At 59.7% G+C, this 14,254-nt stretch carries 14 protein-coding genes; 11 read left to right on the forward strand and 3 right to left on the reverse strand.

What is annotated here, in order from left to right; translation table 11 throughout:
- Positions 1-40: 40 nt before the first annotated feature.
- Positions 41-1,354 (reverse strand): MFS transporter, encoded by a 1,314-nt coding sequence (locus LOY28_RS04150; RefSeq protein ID WP_258613123.1) that lies wholly within the window; start codon positions 1,352-1,354, stop codon positions 41-43.
- A gap of 246 nt (positions 1,355-1,600) precedes the next feature.
- On the opposite strand from LOY28_RS04150, the gene LOY28_RS04155 reads away from it, so the two are divergent.
- The 9 genes from LOY28_RS04155 (at position 1,601) to panB (ending at position 11,457) form a co-directional block, all read left to right on the forward strand.
- Complete coding sequence (locus LOY28_RS04155; RefSeq protein WP_258613124.1) at positions 1,601-2,530, forward strand: asparagine synthetase A; 930 nt, start codon at positions 1,601-1,603, stop codon at positions 2,528-2,530.
- Positions 2,531-2,594: 64 nt separating this feature from the next.
- Positions 2,595-3,665 (forward strand): LLM class flavin-dependent oxidoreductase, encoded by a 1,071-nt coding sequence (locus LOY28_RS04160; protein ID WP_018929551.1) that lies wholly within the window; start codon positions 2,595-2,597, stop codon positions 3,663-3,665.
- Positions 3,658-4,881 (forward strand): MFS transporter, encoded by a 1,224-nt coding sequence (locus LOY28_RS04165; RefSeq protein WP_064616173.1) that lies wholly within the window; start codon positions 3,658-3,660, stop codon positions 4,879-4,881. The genes LOY28_RS04160 and LOY28_RS04165 overlap by 8 nt, the downstream gene beginning before the upstream one ends.
- Positions 4,878-5,333, forward strand: coding sequence for a cobalamin B12-binding domain-containing protein (locus LOY28_RS04170; protein ID WP_018929553.1), 456 nt, complete (start codon positions 4,878-4,880; stop codon positions 5,331-5,333). The genes LOY28_RS04165 and LOY28_RS04170 overlap by 4 nt, the downstream gene beginning before the upstream one ends.
- A 33-nt stretch (positions 5,334-5,366) precedes the next feature.
- A complete protein-coding gene (locus LOY28_RS04175; RefSeq protein WP_064616174.1) occupies positions 5,367-6,605 on the forward strand; it encodes an acetyl-CoA carboxylase biotin carboxylase subunit family protein in 1,239 nt (412 codons plus the stop codon).
- Entirely contained in the window at positions 6,602-8,098 is a 1,497-nt protein-coding gene (locus LOY28_RS04180; protein WP_064616175.1) for a hypothetical protein, read from the forward strand. The genes LOY28_RS04175 and LOY28_RS04180 overlap by 4 nt, the downstream gene beginning before the upstream one ends.
- A 3-nt stretch (positions 8,099-8,101) precedes the next feature.
- Positions 8,102-9,358 (forward strand): hypothetical protein, encoded by a 1,257-nt coding sequence (locus LOY28_RS04185; protein ID WP_018929556.1) that lies wholly within the window; start codon positions 8,102-8,104, stop codon positions 9,356-9,358.
- A complete protein-coding gene (locus tag LOY28_RS04190; RefSeq protein WP_258613125.1) occupies positions 9,339-10,592 on the forward strand; it encodes an ATP-grasp domain-containing protein in 1,254 nt (417 codons plus the stop codon). The genes LOY28_RS04185 and LOY28_RS04190 overlap by 20 nt, the downstream gene beginning before the upstream one ends.
- 49 nt (positions 10,593-10,641) lie before the next feature.
- Positions 10,642-11,457: a 3-methyl-2-oxobutanoate hydroxymethyltransferase gene (gene panB / locus LOY28_RS04195; RefSeq protein ID WP_018929558.1), complete on the forward strand. Its 816-nt coding sequence runs from the start codon at positions 10,642-10,644 to the stop codon at positions 11,455-11,457.
- Positions 11,458-11,463: 6 nt separating this feature from the next.
- Here the strand turns inward: panB and LOY28_RS04200 are convergent, their stop codons facing one another.
- Together LOY28_RS04200 and LOY28_RS04205 are read right to left on the reverse strand one after the other, a co-directional pair.
- Positions 11,464-12,864 carry a PLP-dependent aminotransferase family protein gene (locus LOY28_RS04200; protein ID WP_408981029.1) on the reverse strand — a complete coding sequence of 467 codons (1,401 nt, stop codon included), beginning with the start codon at positions 12,862-12,864 and terminating at the stop codon, positions 11,464-11,466.
- A complete protein-coding gene (locus LOY28_RS04205) occupies positions 12,861-13,022 on the reverse strand; it encodes a hypothetical protein (RefSeq protein ID WP_018929560.1) in 162 nt (53 codons plus the stop codon). Before LOY28_RS04205 ends, LOY28_RS04200 begins: the two co-directional genes overlap by 4 nt.
- Before the next feature lie 541 nt (positions 13,023-13,563).
- Here LOY28_RS04205 and LOY28_RS04210 point away from each other — a divergent pair.
- A complete protein-coding gene (locus LOY28_RS04210; protein WP_258613126.1) occupies positions 13,564-13,728 on the forward strand; it encodes a hypothetical protein in 165 nt (54 codons plus the stop codon).
- A 103-nt stretch (positions 13,729-13,831) separates the two neighbouring features.
- Positions 13,832-14,119: a putative quinol monooxygenase gene (locus LOY28_RS04215; protein WP_018929562.1), complete on the forward strand. Its 288-nt coding sequence runs from the start codon at positions 13,832-13,834 to the stop codon at positions 14,117-14,119.
- Positions 14,120-14,254: the final 135 nt, after the last annotated feature.

Raw genomic sequence — 14,254 nt, forward strand, 5'->3', positions numbered from 1 at the left:
AGGGGCAAGCGCCGCGACCGGCGGCGCGAAAAGGTCAGGCTCAGGCGCCTGGAACCACCGAAACGTCAGCCACCGACGAGGAGCGAAAGCCGAAGAACAACGCCATGAGTGCCCCGACGGCCCCCATGACCACGCAATAGCCTACGCAGACCCAAGGGCTCCACGGCATCAGTCCGATCAGCAGAAGCGGTGTGGTACTGGCCCAGAGTGCGTAGGCAATATTGTAGGTAAAGGAGATACCGGACACCCGGATCCGGGTCGGAAACAACCCCACCATTACCGAGGGCACCGCACCCACTACGCCGCAGGTCAGGCCGGCCAGCGCATAGGCCACGCTGATCCAGTAGCCGCCACTGATCAGGCTGGCGTAAAGCACCGCGGTCCCCACCGGCAGCAGCAGGCTATAAACCAGCACCGCGCGCCAGGCGCCGATCCGGTCCACCAGTAATCCAGCCAGTACACAGCCAATATTCAGGAACACAATGCCCAGGCTGCTCAGCGCGAACGTATGGCTGGCGCTCATGCCGAAGCTTTTCTGCATGACAGTCGGGGTGATCACCACCAGCACCACCACCGCCGATGTCAACACACAGGTCAAAAGCATCGCCGGCAGGATGGATTTGCGGTGATCGCGCAATACTGTCCGTAATGGAAACTCCGCATCCAACTCACGTCGCGCCTGCAAGGCCATGAACACCGGGGTTTCACTCAGCCAGCGCCGCAGCCAGACCCCGATCACCCCGAATACACCACCCAGCAGGAAGGGGAGGCGCCAGGCGAAGTCGAGTATCTCGGCGGGGCTATAGAGCCGCGCCAGGAGGGTTGCGGTCAGTGCCCCCAGCAGATAGCCAAATGTTAATCCGGCCTGCAGCACACCCAGGGCATAGCCACGATGCCTGACCGGGGCATGCTCGGCCACGAACACCCAGGCGCTAGGCACTTCGCCGCCCACAGCGGCGCCTTGCAGCACCCGCAACAGAAGCAGCGTCAAGGGCGCCCAGTAACCGATCTGTTCGTAGGTCGGCATGATTCCGATCAACAGGCAGGGCAAAGCCATCATCAGGATGCTCAGGCTGAACACCCGCTTGCGCCCCACCCGGTCTGCGAAATGCGCCATCAGGATGCCGCCCAGCGGACGGGCCAGATAGCCGGTGACGAAAATTCCGAAACTTTGCAGCAAGCGCAGCCACTCAGGCATCTCTGGCGGAAAGAACAACTGGCTGAGGGTCAGGGCGAAGAACACAAAGATGATGAAGTCGTAGATTTCCAGCGCACCACCCAGCGCCGCCAGGCCCAGGGTCTTGTAGTCAGACCGGGAAAAGCGACCGGGTTGTGGATCAATGTGGGCCGTCATAAAGGGACTCTAAACAGGAACTCATGAAAACTCGCGACTGAAACAGCATTCGAAACCACGCCCTTGAACAGGCAGTGTCGTTCGAATGAAGCCATCAGGTACATAGCCGGTAATGGTCCATCCAATTACCGGGCGGGACAACCAGACAATGCATCTGGGTTGCTTTTTAGGGCAAATCTGTACATTGAGTTTTTGCGTGTTTAACCAATAATCGGGCACTTCCTAACCCTGGATATTGAGCGCAACATGGAAGAAATTCAGCGTAATTTCGACGATTTTAATCACCCGGACGTTGAAGCGATCGCGATTATCCGCGGTCGCGTGTTGCAGGCATTGCAACAATATTTGCTGGAGCGCGACTTCAAGCAGCTGATGCCCATTCTCATGTCGCCCATCACTGACCCCTTGAACCATGCGGTCTACCCCGCTGAACTCCAATACGAAACGCGGCGCCTGAAACTGACCGCCAGCATGATCTTCCATAAACAGCTGGCATTGACCGCCAGAGGTCATGACAAGATCTTTATCGTGGCGCCGAACATTCGTCTGGAAAAAGCCGAGATCAAGGATTCGGAGAACCACTTGCTGGAATTCTCCCAGTTCGACTTCGAAATACGTGGCGGCAACATGCACCAGGTCATGGTGCTGATCGAAGGCTTGATCAAGCACACCTTCGCCGAGGTCAGGCAACACTGCTCGGCCCAGCTGGCCCACCTCAATCGCCAGCTGCCGCACTACGAGACGCACTTTCCGATATACAGCTCGGACGAGTTGCGCGCCGAGTATGGCGACGACTTCGAGAAGATCATGTCGGCCAAGGCCCACACGCCGTTCTTCGTCACCAACTACCGCCGGGAATTCTATGATCGCGAAACACCCGGCAAGCGCGGCCAGTACAACAACTACGACCTGATCTATCCCGACAGCTATGGCGAAGCCCTGTCGGGTGCCGAACGAGAGTTCGAGTACGAACAGATCATCTACCGCATGGAAGAGTTGTCGATGGACCTTGCGCCCTTCGCCAATTACCTCCAAGTCGCCAAGCGCGGCCTGCTTCATCCGAGCGCCGGCGGCGGGCTGGGGATCGAGCGACTGCTGAAGTTTATCTGCGGCAAACGTCGCATCCGCGATGTTGCGCTGTTCGACCGCACCGTCGGTACCAGCTTCCTGTTCTGACCCACCGTCACTTTTGCGCTGCCCCGCTTTCAGGCGGCGGCAGGCGCTGCTCTGGAGAAAAACCATGCCCGCGTTGCGTATCCACTGGTGCTCACCGCTCGACAGCGGTCAACAAAAGGCTTCCGAGAAATACAACACTGGTGCCCTGGACTTTGCCGGTATTGTCGACTTCGCTCAGGAAGCCGATGAGTTGGGGATCGACTCGTTGCTGATGGGTATCAGCTACCACATGCCTGACCCGCTGCCAATGATCGGCGCCCTGGTCCGAGAGACCAGCCGAGTCAAATTCATCCTGGCGTATCGCCCCGGCCTGCTGCCGCCGACGTTGTTCACGCAGATCGTCAATACCGTGTCGTGGATGTCCGACAAGCGTATTGCATTGAACCTGGTCGCCGGTATTTCCCCCGATGAACAAGCCTTTTATGGCGACTTCGTGGCCCACGATGGACGTTATGAACGCACCAGCGAATTCCTCGAGATTTTGCATCGTTTCTGGAAAGGCGAAACGCCCCTGACCCATCACGGCGCTCATTACCGTATCGAGCAAGCGCAATTGGGACTGCCTTTCAAGGACAACGAACGTCCACACATCTATTTGAGTGGCGCTTCGGAAATCGCCCAGCAGATCGCCGTGAAACACAGCGATTGCTGGTTACGCTACGGCGACACGCCGCAGGGTATCGCCGAGGCCAGCCGGGCAGTGCTCGAGGCGGGTTGTTCGGTGGGGATTCGCATGCATGTGCTGGCTCGGGAAACCCGTGCGCAAGCCCTGTCGGCCGTTGAAAGCATGATGGAAAACCCGGATGAGCAGCATCGCGAATGGGTTCGTCAGTTCGTCGGGCGTTGCGACTCCGAAGCCGTCAAGACTTCGTTCCGTCTGGCCGACAAGGCTGAACATGACTGGCTCTCGCCAATGCTCTGGTCCGGTGCCGTGGCCTACCGTGGCGGCCCGGCGCTGTGCGTGGTCGGCAGCTATCAGGAAGTGGCCGAATATCTGCTGGAATACAAGAAAGTAGGGGTCAGCGAGTTCATCTTTTCCGGCTGGCCGACTCGTGACGAAATGCGCGGTTTCTGTCGCCATGTGTTGCCACGCCTGCGCAAGCTCGAGGCCGAACTGGAAAGCCAGCATGCATGACACAGCCCGGCTGCGGCGTTTCGGTGCCGGCCTGCTGTTCGCGCTGTTGGCGGAACAAACGGTGCTGTTCGCAGTACCGTTGATGATCTTCCAGCTCACCGGCAATGTCCGTTACTCCGGAGTGGCGTTCGCTCTGGAGTGGCTACCGGCACTGCTGGCCTATCCGTTTGCCGGACTGCTGGCGGACCGCTTCGGCGGGCGTCTGCTGTTTCGCCACGCCAATACCGCGCGAGCGGTGAGCCTGGGGTTGACTGCCGGGGTCTGCTGGTATGCGCCAATGCTTACGGTCTGGGCCTTGATCGGCAACGGCATCGTGCTCTCGCTGCTGATGGCGCCGGTGCGTATGGCGGTGGAAAAGAGCGTACCGCTGATCGCTGGCCCCGAACGCCTGGCCCACTGCCAGTCCCTGGTGCAGAACATGGAGCTGCTGGCCATGGCGCTGGGCCCGGCGCTGGCGGCACTGCTGGCGATGTACGCCGACAAGCGCCTGCTTCTGGGGCTGGCGGCGCTGGCATTCGCCGCGGCGGGTGTGTGTTGGAAAGGCCTGCCCAATACCCAGTCGGCCAGCCCGCCGAAGAGCATCCGCAAGGACCTGGTCCTGGGCTGGAGTCTGTTATTGAACAATCCGCCGGTCTTATCCCTGGCGCTGCTCAATTTCACCATCAACCTGGCCTTTGCCTGCGTTCTGAGTGCCAATGCCTTTGTCATCAGTGGCGTGTTCGGTGCCGCCGACGGGGTGTTCGGCCTGATGAACGCCGGGGCCGGTGCACTGGGCTTGCTCAATTTCATTCTGGTGCCGCGGCTGTTGGCGCGGATGTCGATCTACCGCCTCGGTACATGGGGTTTTGCCTTGCTCTGCCTGGGCCTGATCTGTATGGGCGCGGCCAGCGGTGTAGCGCTCTATGCCATCAGTTTTCTCCTGGCGATGGCCGGCTGTGCCTTGTTCAACGTGTTCAATCGGACTCAGCGTATCAAGGCGATTGCCGCCGACCACTTGGGCAAGGTGATGGGCCCGTTCTACCTGGTCAACCTGCTGTCCTACCCATTGGGCGGCCTGCTGACCGCCAGTATCGGCCATGAGTACGGAGTCCAGACATTGATCCTGGCCCTCGCGCTGCTGCTCGCCATCCCCGGCGCCTTGCTGTTCAACCTGACCACCCGGCGCTTTCGCACCGCCCTGGACTTTCCCCCCTCAGCCATGGAGGCAACGCAATGAAAGGATCGCAAGACTGCCTGATTGCAACCGTCGAATCGGATTCGCACATGTGGAATCTGGTTTATCTGCAGCTGTGGTTGGCGGAGCACGGTTTCAACGTCAAGAACCTCGGCAGTTGCACCCCGGTGGAGGTGGTTCTCGCCACCCTTGAGCTGCGGCGCACGCAATTGTTGGTGGTCAGCAGCGTCAACGGCCATGGACATTTCCAGGGGCTGGAGCTGATTCGTCAGGTGCGTCAACAGCACCCGGATCTGCATTGTGTCATCGGTGGCAAGTTGACCACCTCGGAAGACCACACGCGGGCGGTTCGCCAGGAGCTGCTGGCCGCCGGTTTCAACGAGGTGTTCATCGGCCCCGACGCCATCGAGAACTTCGAAAACTACCTGAACACCCTTGAGCGCTCGAAACCTGCGCTCGTCCTGGGTACCGGCACGGCACCGTGCTGGACCTGAGTCCAGCCCTCTTTTTTTCACAGGATCGAATCGATGCATATCGTTATCGTCAATCGCTGGCCGCGTTTCCAGGACCCAAGTCGCTGGGACAATGAACTGACCCGCTACGAAGAGTTCTTCGATCATCAGCGACATCGGATCAGCTATGTGGTCGACGGCCTTGGCGCCGAGGGCGTACTGGCCCCCCGGGAGCACATCGCCCATCTGGTACAGGTCGATGACGTCAATCAGTACCCTCAGTTGTTGGCAGGCGTTCAGGAAATCATCGATCGCGTCGGTCCCGTGGACCAATTGATCGCGCTGTCGGAGTTCACTCTGGAGATCGCGGCGTGGGTACGACAGACCCTGAACATTCCTGGTCACGGCCTGGAGCAGGTGGCGGTTTACCGCGACAAGGCACGAATGAAAGAAGTCCTCCAGGAACACGGCCTGGCGGTGCCACCGTTCATTCGCTGCAATGACGTGAAACAGGCGCTGGAGTTCGCCGATGTTGTCGGCTATCCAGTGATCGTCAAACCGGTGGATGGCGCCGCCAGCATCGGCGTCGCCAAGGTCGAGGACGCCCAGGCCCTGCGCGTGATACTCAGCGAAGTGGACCTGGGGCGCTATGAAGTCGAGGCCTTCATCCAGGGCCAGACTTATCACATCGACGGTTTCACCGATGACAGCGCCGGGGTGCCTTTCCAGGTGGTGTCGCGCTATATCAACAGCTGCCTGGATTTCGCCAACGCCAAACCGCTGGGTTCAGTGATCCTCCAGTCTTCGGAGTTGCGCACCCGGATCGAAGTCTTCAGCGAGTCCTGCCTGCGGGCATTGGACCTGCGCAACAGCGCCTTTCACCTGGAGATATTCGTCGAGGCGGATGGCTCGCTAGTGTTCCTTGAAGTGGGAGCCCGGGTGGGCGGCGCCGAAGTGCCACATCTGATCAACAAAGTCTTCGGTGTGAACCTCTATGAGCATTGGCTCAAAGGCCTGGCCGGTGAGCGCGTGCCCTTGCCGACGATCCAGGCGGATCCCAGCGGTGGCTGGCTGGTCGTCCCCAAACCGGCACAACTGCCATGCCGGGTAATCGAGGCGCAAACGCTGCGCCCGCACCTGAACTCGCTCTGGCGAGAACTGCTGCCCCGGCCCGGACAGATCCTTGAAGCCGGCGGCAGCTACGACGCCCTGCACAGCGGTCGCTTCATTTTCACCGACGCGAGCGAAATGGATATCGAGAGCGACATCCAGCACGCGATCAAGAACTTTCACTTCCAGGCCGAACCGATATGAACATTGCCATTACCTCTGAAATGGCCGACGCCCCCTTGCTCGGCGAGTTGAATCGCTACCTCAGTGCGGTGGACCGACGTGCCGTCGCCACCCTGGGGGAACGGTTGGTCGATGCCGCTGGCGGTGTTGACGGGCTCGCGGACTACAAGCTGATGGTGGCCTATGGCGGCGGCAAGGACAGTTCCTACACCGTATCGCTGATCCGCGCCGTGCAACTGCACCTGAACGTACTGCATGGCCGCACCTTCTTCTTGCGCATTGCCAATATGCGTCACGCCGGGGTCCCGGATGCGGTCATGGCGAACATCGACCGGGTCTATCGGGCCCTGCACCTGTATGACGATCCTCGGGTCGAGATGCTGGTGGTCGATCACCAGCAGATTCGCCCGTTCGAACGTCACTTGCCATTCCCCGAGCAGGTGCGCGCGATGAACCGCTTCGATGTGCTGATGAACGGCCATCGTACCGCTGGCGACGGCCGCCCGACGTTCTGTAACAGTTGCAACCTGGCGGTCGCCGACTTCTACGGGCGTGCGGCCTGGTGGCAAGGCGGTGTCGACGCGGTGGTCACGGGTGATTCGCGCAAGGAACAGAAGCATTACTTCACTTGGATCATGCGCCTGGCCCAACGTTTGGGGCTGAACGTCGACGAGTGTCGGCGCCAGGGATTTCGCGGCCTGCTCCAGGCCCTTGATGGTGTGGCCCAGGTGTATTTCGTCGAACTGTTCGGTGAAGGCTTCGACGAACAGCGGGCTGAACGTCGGGTGGCCAGCGGCAGCGAAAGCGCCGACCCGGACTTCATCAGCATCTACGACCTGGTGAGCTACCGGGTGGAAGACCACTGGGAGTTGATTACCGAGTTTCTCGATTTCCGCTTCGAAGAACTGGCGTTCAGTTTCACCGAATCAGACTGCGCCAACCCCATGCTGATGGCGCACTTTCGCGGGCTCAAGGCGCAGTACGTACAGGGTCGTCACTACCATGACGGTATCAGCGAATACCTGGAGCTGGCCCAGGGCTTGATGCGCAAAAAGGAAATGCCCCAGCGCCTGATCGACCTGGCACTGTCGGCCTACGCCGGGGCCGAAGGCAAGGACGCTCGTCGGGCGCTGGCGAACCGTTTCGCCAGCGAGGCGTTCGGGCTCGACGAGATACAACTGACTTGTCTGCAGTTCGCGCCCTTCGTCGAGCGTGGCCGCGAGCTGTCGAGCTTCATCACGACCTGTCACCCTGAGCGCCTGGCAGATCTGGAGGACCTTCACGGCGTCCTGGCCGGTAGTCGCCAGGACAGCGCTCTGAGCCTGTGGCTGAACCAGGTCAGCGGCTTGCCGTTGCCGGCGCTACGTAGTCTGTACGCCCATCAACAGATCGATTTCGATAGCGACAGCAGCCTGATTGCCCGGGTTCGCGCCGGTGATCCGCATAAGGGCCGGATAACCCGTTTCGACCCGGCCACGGGTGAAAACGTGGTTGAACTGGTGTCGGGGCGCTAAGTGATGGACATGACAGGAGGTCATTTCCAGCGCTTCATCGAGCAGGCCCGGGAACGGCGCGAACTGGTGGTGCAACCACGCATGGGCTTCGGCGGACTGGCGCCGATGCGCGCCGGGTTGGCCGCAGTGGCCGGGTTGCCCTGCGCCACCATCGGAACCATCACCCTGGACAGCTACACCCGGGTCGGTGATTACCAGAGCGCGCTGCAGTGCCTGAACAGCGACAGCCCACTGAACGGTTTCCCGATCATCAGCCATCCGCTGGAAGCGGTGCGTGGCATGCTCGATGGGCTCTACGGCCCGTCGTTCCCGATCCAGGTCCGCCATGGCACCGCCCAACCGCAGCATGTTTTCAAGCGGTTGGCGGCCCTCGGACTCGACGCCACCGAAGGCGGCCCGGTGTCCTACTGCATGCCTTACAGCCGTTTGCCGCTGGCGCGGGCAGTCGAGGCTTGGGCGCAAAGTTGTCAGTTGCTGGCCGATGCCACTGCCCATGGTCATATCGAGAGCTTCGGCGGTTGTTTGCTGGGTCAGCTGTGCCCGCCGTCAATGCTGATCGCGATGACCTTGCTCGAGGCTTTGTTCTTTCGCCAGCAGGGCATTCGCAGCGTCTCGTTAAGCTACGCCCAAGGCACGTCCATGGCCCAGGATTTCGGAGCTTTGCAGGCCCTGCGCGAACTGGCTGCCGACTATCTGGACGGCGTCCATTGGCATGTCGTGGTGTATTCCTACATGGGGGTCTTTCCCTCCACCGGTCATGGTGCTCGCCGCCTGATCTATGACAGTGCGCGCCTGACCCAGGCTGCCGGCTGCGAGCGATTGATCGTCAAGACCGTTGCCGAATCCCGGCAGATTCCATCGGTCGAGGACAACCTCGAAGCCCTGGCAATGGCGGCCGAAGCCGCCGCGGGCGACGCACTGGAGATCGACCCGGTCAGTGAAGGCTATCGCCAGGAAGTGTTGTTCGAGGCACGGCAACTGGTGGAAAGCACGCTGGACCTGCACACCGATATTGGCGTCGCGTTACTCCAGGCTTTCGCCCGTGGGCGGCTCGACATTCCCTACTGCCTGCACCCCGACAACCCTGGCCGCGCCACGACCCGCATTGACGACCACGGTGCCTTGCGTTGGGGCAATGTCGGTGGCCTGCCGCTGCCCCAGAGCTGCGGTCTTTCTTCGATCGGACCGGGTATTACCTCGTCCGAATTGTTCCAGATGTTGCATTACACGGTGAACCGTTATGACCAACCCTTGCACTGACTCCACTTTGGCGCCGCTGATTCTGGTCGACGCCTATTCCACAGGCGCTCTGCTGGCCCAGGCTTTGGCGGAGCATCGCCCACTGCTGCATGTGCGTTCACGCAACGACATGCCACCGGCCTTTGCCGCGAGTTGCCCGCAGACACTGTTCCGCGTGCACTACGGCGTACACGAGGAAGGCCTTGAACCGTTGCTGGAAAAGCTCGCGGCCCAGGCGCCAGCGGCGGTGTTGACCGGCAGCGAATTCGGTGTCGAATTGGCGGATTTGCTGGCCGCCCGTCTCGGCCTGCCCGGTAATGATCCCGAATACTCTGCCGTCCGTCGTGACAAATCACTGATGGCCGAACAGGTCGCTGCTGCCGGATTGCCGGTGGCTGCGCAACTGCGTACCGCCTCCAGCGCAGAGGCTCTGGCCTGGTTCCAGGCTCGTGGCGAATCGACGGTGGTGGTCAAGCCACTGGACAGTGCGGGCTCCGATAATGTGTTCATCTGTCACGATGCCGCTCAACTGCATGCGGCCATCGACTGCATTCTCGGCGCTACTAACCTGATGATGCGCAGCAACCGGGCGCTGTTGTTGCAGGAATACCTGGAGGGCGACGAGTACGTTATCAACAGTGTCAGTCATCAGGGCGAGCACTGGATCACTGATGTCTGGAAATGCACCAAGACGTTGAGCGCCGACGGTCGCAAGATCTATGACCGTGAAGACCTGCTGCCCGCCGATGCGCCGGAGCTTGATGGGCTGATCGATTACGTCGAAGGCGTGCTCGATGCCTTGGCCATCACCCACGGTCCGGCCCATACCGAAGTGATCCTCACGGCTTGCGGCCCGCGCCTGCTGGAAACCGGTGCCCGTCTTTCCGGGCTGGCCAACCCACCGGCGCTGCAAGCGGCTACCGGCAACGACCAGGTCGCGCTGACCTGCACCAGCTATCTGGAGCCGGCCCGACTGGCATCGTTTCCCAAGCGCTATCGCTTGCAGCAGCACGCCCGCGGACTAAACCTGATCGCCCGCCATAGCGGCGTCTTCGCCCAACTCGATGTACGCAAGCGCCTGGAGGCTCTGCCGAGCTTTTACAACGCGCGCTTTCGTTTTACCGAAGGTCGCCCAAAAACGCCGACCATCGACCTCAACAGCTCGCCGGGTGCCGTATTCCTGGTGCACCCGAGCGCCGACAGAATCCGCCAGGACCATGAAACCTGGCGTGAATGGGAGAAAGACTGGTTGTAGTGACAGACGCCCCATCCCCGGGGTTTTCAATCATCACAGGAAGACACTTATGAGCGCTCATACCCGTACTAAACGATTGACGGTTCCGCAACTGGTCGCGATGAAGGGCCAACAGAAAATCGTATCCCTTACGGCGTACTCCAGCTCTATTGCCAGGTTGATAGACCCAATCGTCGATTTCATTCTGGTCGGTGACTCTACTGCTATGGTCGGCTATGGTCGGGCCTCGACGCTGAGTATGCAGCTCGAAGAAATCATCGGACACACCCGGGCCGTGGTCGACAGCACGCGCCTGTCTTGCGTCATCGCCGACATGCCTTTCGGCAGCTATCAGGAATCTAACGAACAGGCCTTTCGCAATTGCGCGCAGGTCCTGGCGCGCACCGGTTGCGATGCCGTCAAGCTGGAAGCCAACAAGGCCTTGGCGGGTACCGTCGAGTTTCTGGTGGCACGCGGTATTCCGGTCATGGCCCACGTCGGGCTGATGCCGCAGTTCGTCAATGTCATGGGAGGGTTCAAGGCCCAGGGCCTGACCGCCGAAGCCGGTGCGATGATTGCCGAGGACGCTCGGGCCAACCTCGAAGCCGGTGCCTTCAGTCTGCTGCTCGAGGGGGTGGCCGAAGGCGTGGCCCGGCAAATTACCCTGGATTCGAAAATGCCCACCATCGGCATTGGCGCCTCACCGGCCTGTGACGGCCAGGTGCTGGTGACCGAGGACGTGCTGGGTCTGGGCGGTGAACAGGTGCCGCGCTTCGTCAAGCAGTACGCTGATGTCGGCGCGGTGATTCGCGGCGCTTGTGAGCGTTTTGCCGAAGAGGTGCGCGATGGCCGCTTCCCTGAATCGCGGCATTGCTATGGGCTCTAGGCATAGCTATGGTTCTTCGCTGATAGCCTGGGCCAGTTTCTTCAGGGCCAGGGGAATATCCTTGCTCCAGTCGAGGGTGTAGCTCAGGCGCACGTGATGCCGCCAGGCCCCCTGCTGGCTGAATATTTCCCCGGGGGCGATAACGATGCGCTGGGCCAGCAAGCGCTCGAACACCCGCCGCATGTCCACCGAGTGTCTGGCCTCGAGCCAGAAGGTCGCTCCGCCTTGCGGGGCGACAACCCGTAACTGGCCATCGCCGTGCGCCTCCAGCAAGGCCTCCATCCGTTTCATCCGGTCCAGCAGCATGGCCCGCAGCACCATTAGATGCTGGTCGATGCGCTTGGAGCTGAAGAGTTTGGCGATCGCTTTCTGACGGATCGGCGACAGACGAAATGCCCGTTCCAGAAATAGCCGATGCAACTGAGGCCCGTGTCGGCGACACAGTACATAACCATAGGGCGCTTCCGAGCCGATGATCTTGTCGAAGGTTGAGAACACCAGCAGCTTTTCCGGATCGGCAAAATCGCGATAGCGCGCGGGTTTGGGAGAGAAATAGAACTCGCCATAGCTGTCGTTTTCGAACAGCCAGACATCCCGCTCCGCCAGCCAGCGACAGATTTGCTGTTTATCCTGCGCCGGCATCAGCTTGCCTTGGGGAATATTCACGGTCGACGACAGCACCGCCAGCCGAATGGGCTCACGCCTGAGCAACTCACTGAGCGTGGACAGATCGAAGCGTCCATCCTCGCCGAGCGGGACTTCGATCACGCGAATCTTTGCTGCCTGCAGCTGACGCAGGATCGCCCATGAGCAAGGCGACTCCACCAGCGCCACAGTGCCCCCCAGATTCAAGGCGCTGAGGGACAACTCCAGCACACTGCGCAGGTCCGAGCCGATAAACACGTGCTCGGCCTGCCAGTAGCTGTGAGTGGAACGGGTGTAGCGGTCGGCCAGGGCGCCGCGTAACTCGGGCTCGCCGAACGGCTGATAGAGTGGCGCATGGGAGCGCGGGTATTGCCGGGCCAGTTCGCGCTCCATCATCAACAACGGGTTTTCCAGCGACAACAACATCGCCGGCGCGTCGCTGCTCAGGGCCAGCATCCCCGGCTGGCGCGCGTTGGAGAATACGCTGTCCAGCAGATTGGGCGAGCCCTCGTTCAATAAGGGGGCCGGCATCGCCTTGGTGAAATAACCGAACTTGGGTTTGGCATAGATCCGTCCCTCGTCTTCGAGAAGCGAATAGGCGTACTTGGTCGTCGACACCGACACATTCAGGCGCCGGGCCAGTTGCCGCAAGGACGGCAATTTCTGTTCACGTTCCGAATTGGCGGTTTCGATCAGCTCGACCAGATAGCGGTACACCGCCTGATAGGCGAAAGAGGCGTCTTTGGTTATAACCAGGCTCACTTGTTGAAATTCCTGTGTGCCCACTGCACGAAAACGCTGGCGACCTGAAGCGGCAAGCCTGAGGTATGTTTTTCCAGGTGTTCAAGTCCGGCGATGATCTGGGACCTGATGGCAATGCCATCAAGCAAAACCAGGAGACACTCGAAAGGAAATGGCATGCTCTTCATCCCTGTAGTGATTGCCAATAAAACTATTCTTGCATAACTGGGCAGCGTTCCCGCGTTACCGGACAGGCTACGGATGGAGGAGGGGGGGTGTCCCAATATGCAAAATCCCCGTATCAGCGAGTGATTACGGGGATTTTGTGTCTATCGAGGTCCGTGGAAAACCACGGTTCCTCTTTACACGTTAAACCGGAAGTCGAGGCTGCAGGGGCCGTGGCTGAAGGGATGTTTGCGCTGGAATCAGAAATATAGTCACCCCCGTATACACTTTAATGTTGGCTACTCTTTTTTCAGGTCTTGATGCGCGGTTTGTCCCGCTTCCTGTAGATAAGTCATCCAGAGAGTGAATCACGGACCCGTTCCCGCAGGCGGCGCATGCCATCGGCCGTCGCGCAAGAAAAACGCAAGAGTGACTGGAATCGTGCATTTTTAATCATTTTTAATCATTTTCATTTTTTAACTATATATATAGTAGTTGCTTCCATAGCGAATTCTTTGCGCCATGTCGAATCTGCACCAAAAAGGAATTTACATAATGATCTCTAACGAAAGAGGGTTTTGGGCTAGCGCTGTGCGTCATGTGAAAGGAAAAGATTTTATTGATGCAGTCGAGGTCAAGCAATGGATCAAGAACTTAGTGGTTTCGCTGGTCGGCTTGGCCATGTTAGATACGGGAACGGAACAGCAAATGAAAGCCTGAACATTCTTTTCGTATCCTGCGCATTTTGTTTGGCCGCCTCGTCAATCTACGGTTCCTGTAATCGACGATGTATTTTGTATTCAAATCCAACTGGAGAAGTAATATGTCCGTCAATCTCGTCATCAGCTTTAATGTAAAAGAAGAAAAGCTGCAATCGTTCAAGGACATCATGAACGACGTGAAGATCAATCTGCCGAAGGTGGACGGTTGCCAAACGGTCAAGATCCTCAACCACTTGGAGGATCCACTCGCGTTCACGCTAGTGGAAGCCTGGGATTCGCGTGAAATGCACGGCACCCACGTCGACCAGATGATCTCGAGCGGTCAGTGGAGCGTCATCGTCGAGCATCTGAGCAGTGCGCCGGTCAGCGGCTACTTCAGCGAAGTTTGATGCCGTAACGTCAGCGGCAGGGCGCGTGCGGCGAGTCCGGCTGCGCCTCCGGCGCCATCTCGGGCATACACGCGCTATTTGCTGTTATGTATTTTCTGCTATTTTCCTGGATATCCTCTTCCGTCCCGAACGTCC

The organism is Pseudomonas sp. B21-017, from assembly GCF_024749245.1.
Lineage (GTDB): Bacteria > Pseudomonadota > Gammaproteobacteria > Pseudomonadales > Pseudomonadaceae > Aquipseudomonas.

Excerpts from the sequence above, each read along its gene's own strand:
- LOY28_RS04210 (WP_258613126.1), top strand. The coding sequence starts at position 13,564 with ATGATCTCTAACGAAAGAGGGTTTTGGGCTAGCGCTGTGCGTCATGTG.
- LOY28_RS04160 (WP_018929551.1), top strand. The coding sequence starts at position 2,595 with ATGCCCGCGTTGCGTATCCACTGGTGCTCACCGCTCGACAGCGGTCAA.
- LOY28_RS04175 (WP_064616174.1), top strand. The coding sequence starts at position 5,367 with ATGCATATCGTTATCGTCAATCGCTGGCCGCGTTTCCAGGACCCAAGT.
- LOY28_RS04190 (WP_258613125.1), top strand. The coding sequence starts at position 9,339 with ATGACCAACCCTTGCACTGACTCCACTTTGGCGCCGCTGATTCTGGTC.
- panB (WP_018929558.1), top strand. The coding sequence starts at position 10,642 with ATGAGCGCTCATACCCGTACTAAACGATTGACGGTTCCGCAACTGGTC.
- LOY28_RS04215 (WP_018929562.1), top strand. The coding sequence starts at position 13,832 with ATGTCCGTCAATCTCGTCATCAGCTTTAATGTAAAAGAAGAAAAGCTG.
- LOY28_RS04150 (WP_258613123.1), bottom strand. The coding sequence starts at position 1,354 with ATGACGGCCCACATTGATCCACAACCCGGTCGCTTTTCCCGGTCTGAC.
- LOY28_RS04180 (WP_064616175.1), top strand. The coding sequence starts at position 6,602 with ATGAACATTGCCATTACCTCTGAAATGGCCGACGCCCCCTTGCTCGGC.
- LOY28_RS04170 (WP_018929553.1), top strand. The coding sequence starts at position 4,878 with ATGAAAGGATCGCAAGACTGCCTGATTGCAACCGTCGAATCGGATTCG.
- LOY28_RS04205 (WP_018929560.1), bottom strand. The coding sequence starts at position 13,022 with ATGCCATTTCCTTTCGAGTGTCTCCTGGTTTTGCTTGATGGCATTGCC.
- LOY28_RS04165 (WP_064616173.1), top strand. The coding sequence starts at position 3,658 with ATGCATGACACAGCCCGGCTGCGGCGTTTCGGTGCCGGCCTGCTGTTC.
- LOY28_RS04185 (WP_018929556.1), top strand. The coding sequence starts at position 8,102 with ATGGACATGACAGGAGGTCATTTCCAGCGCTTCATCGAGCAGGCCCGG.
- LOY28_RS04155 (WP_258613124.1), top strand. The coding sequence starts at position 1,601 with ATGGAAGAAATTCAGCGTAATTTCGACGATTTTAATCACCCGGACGTT.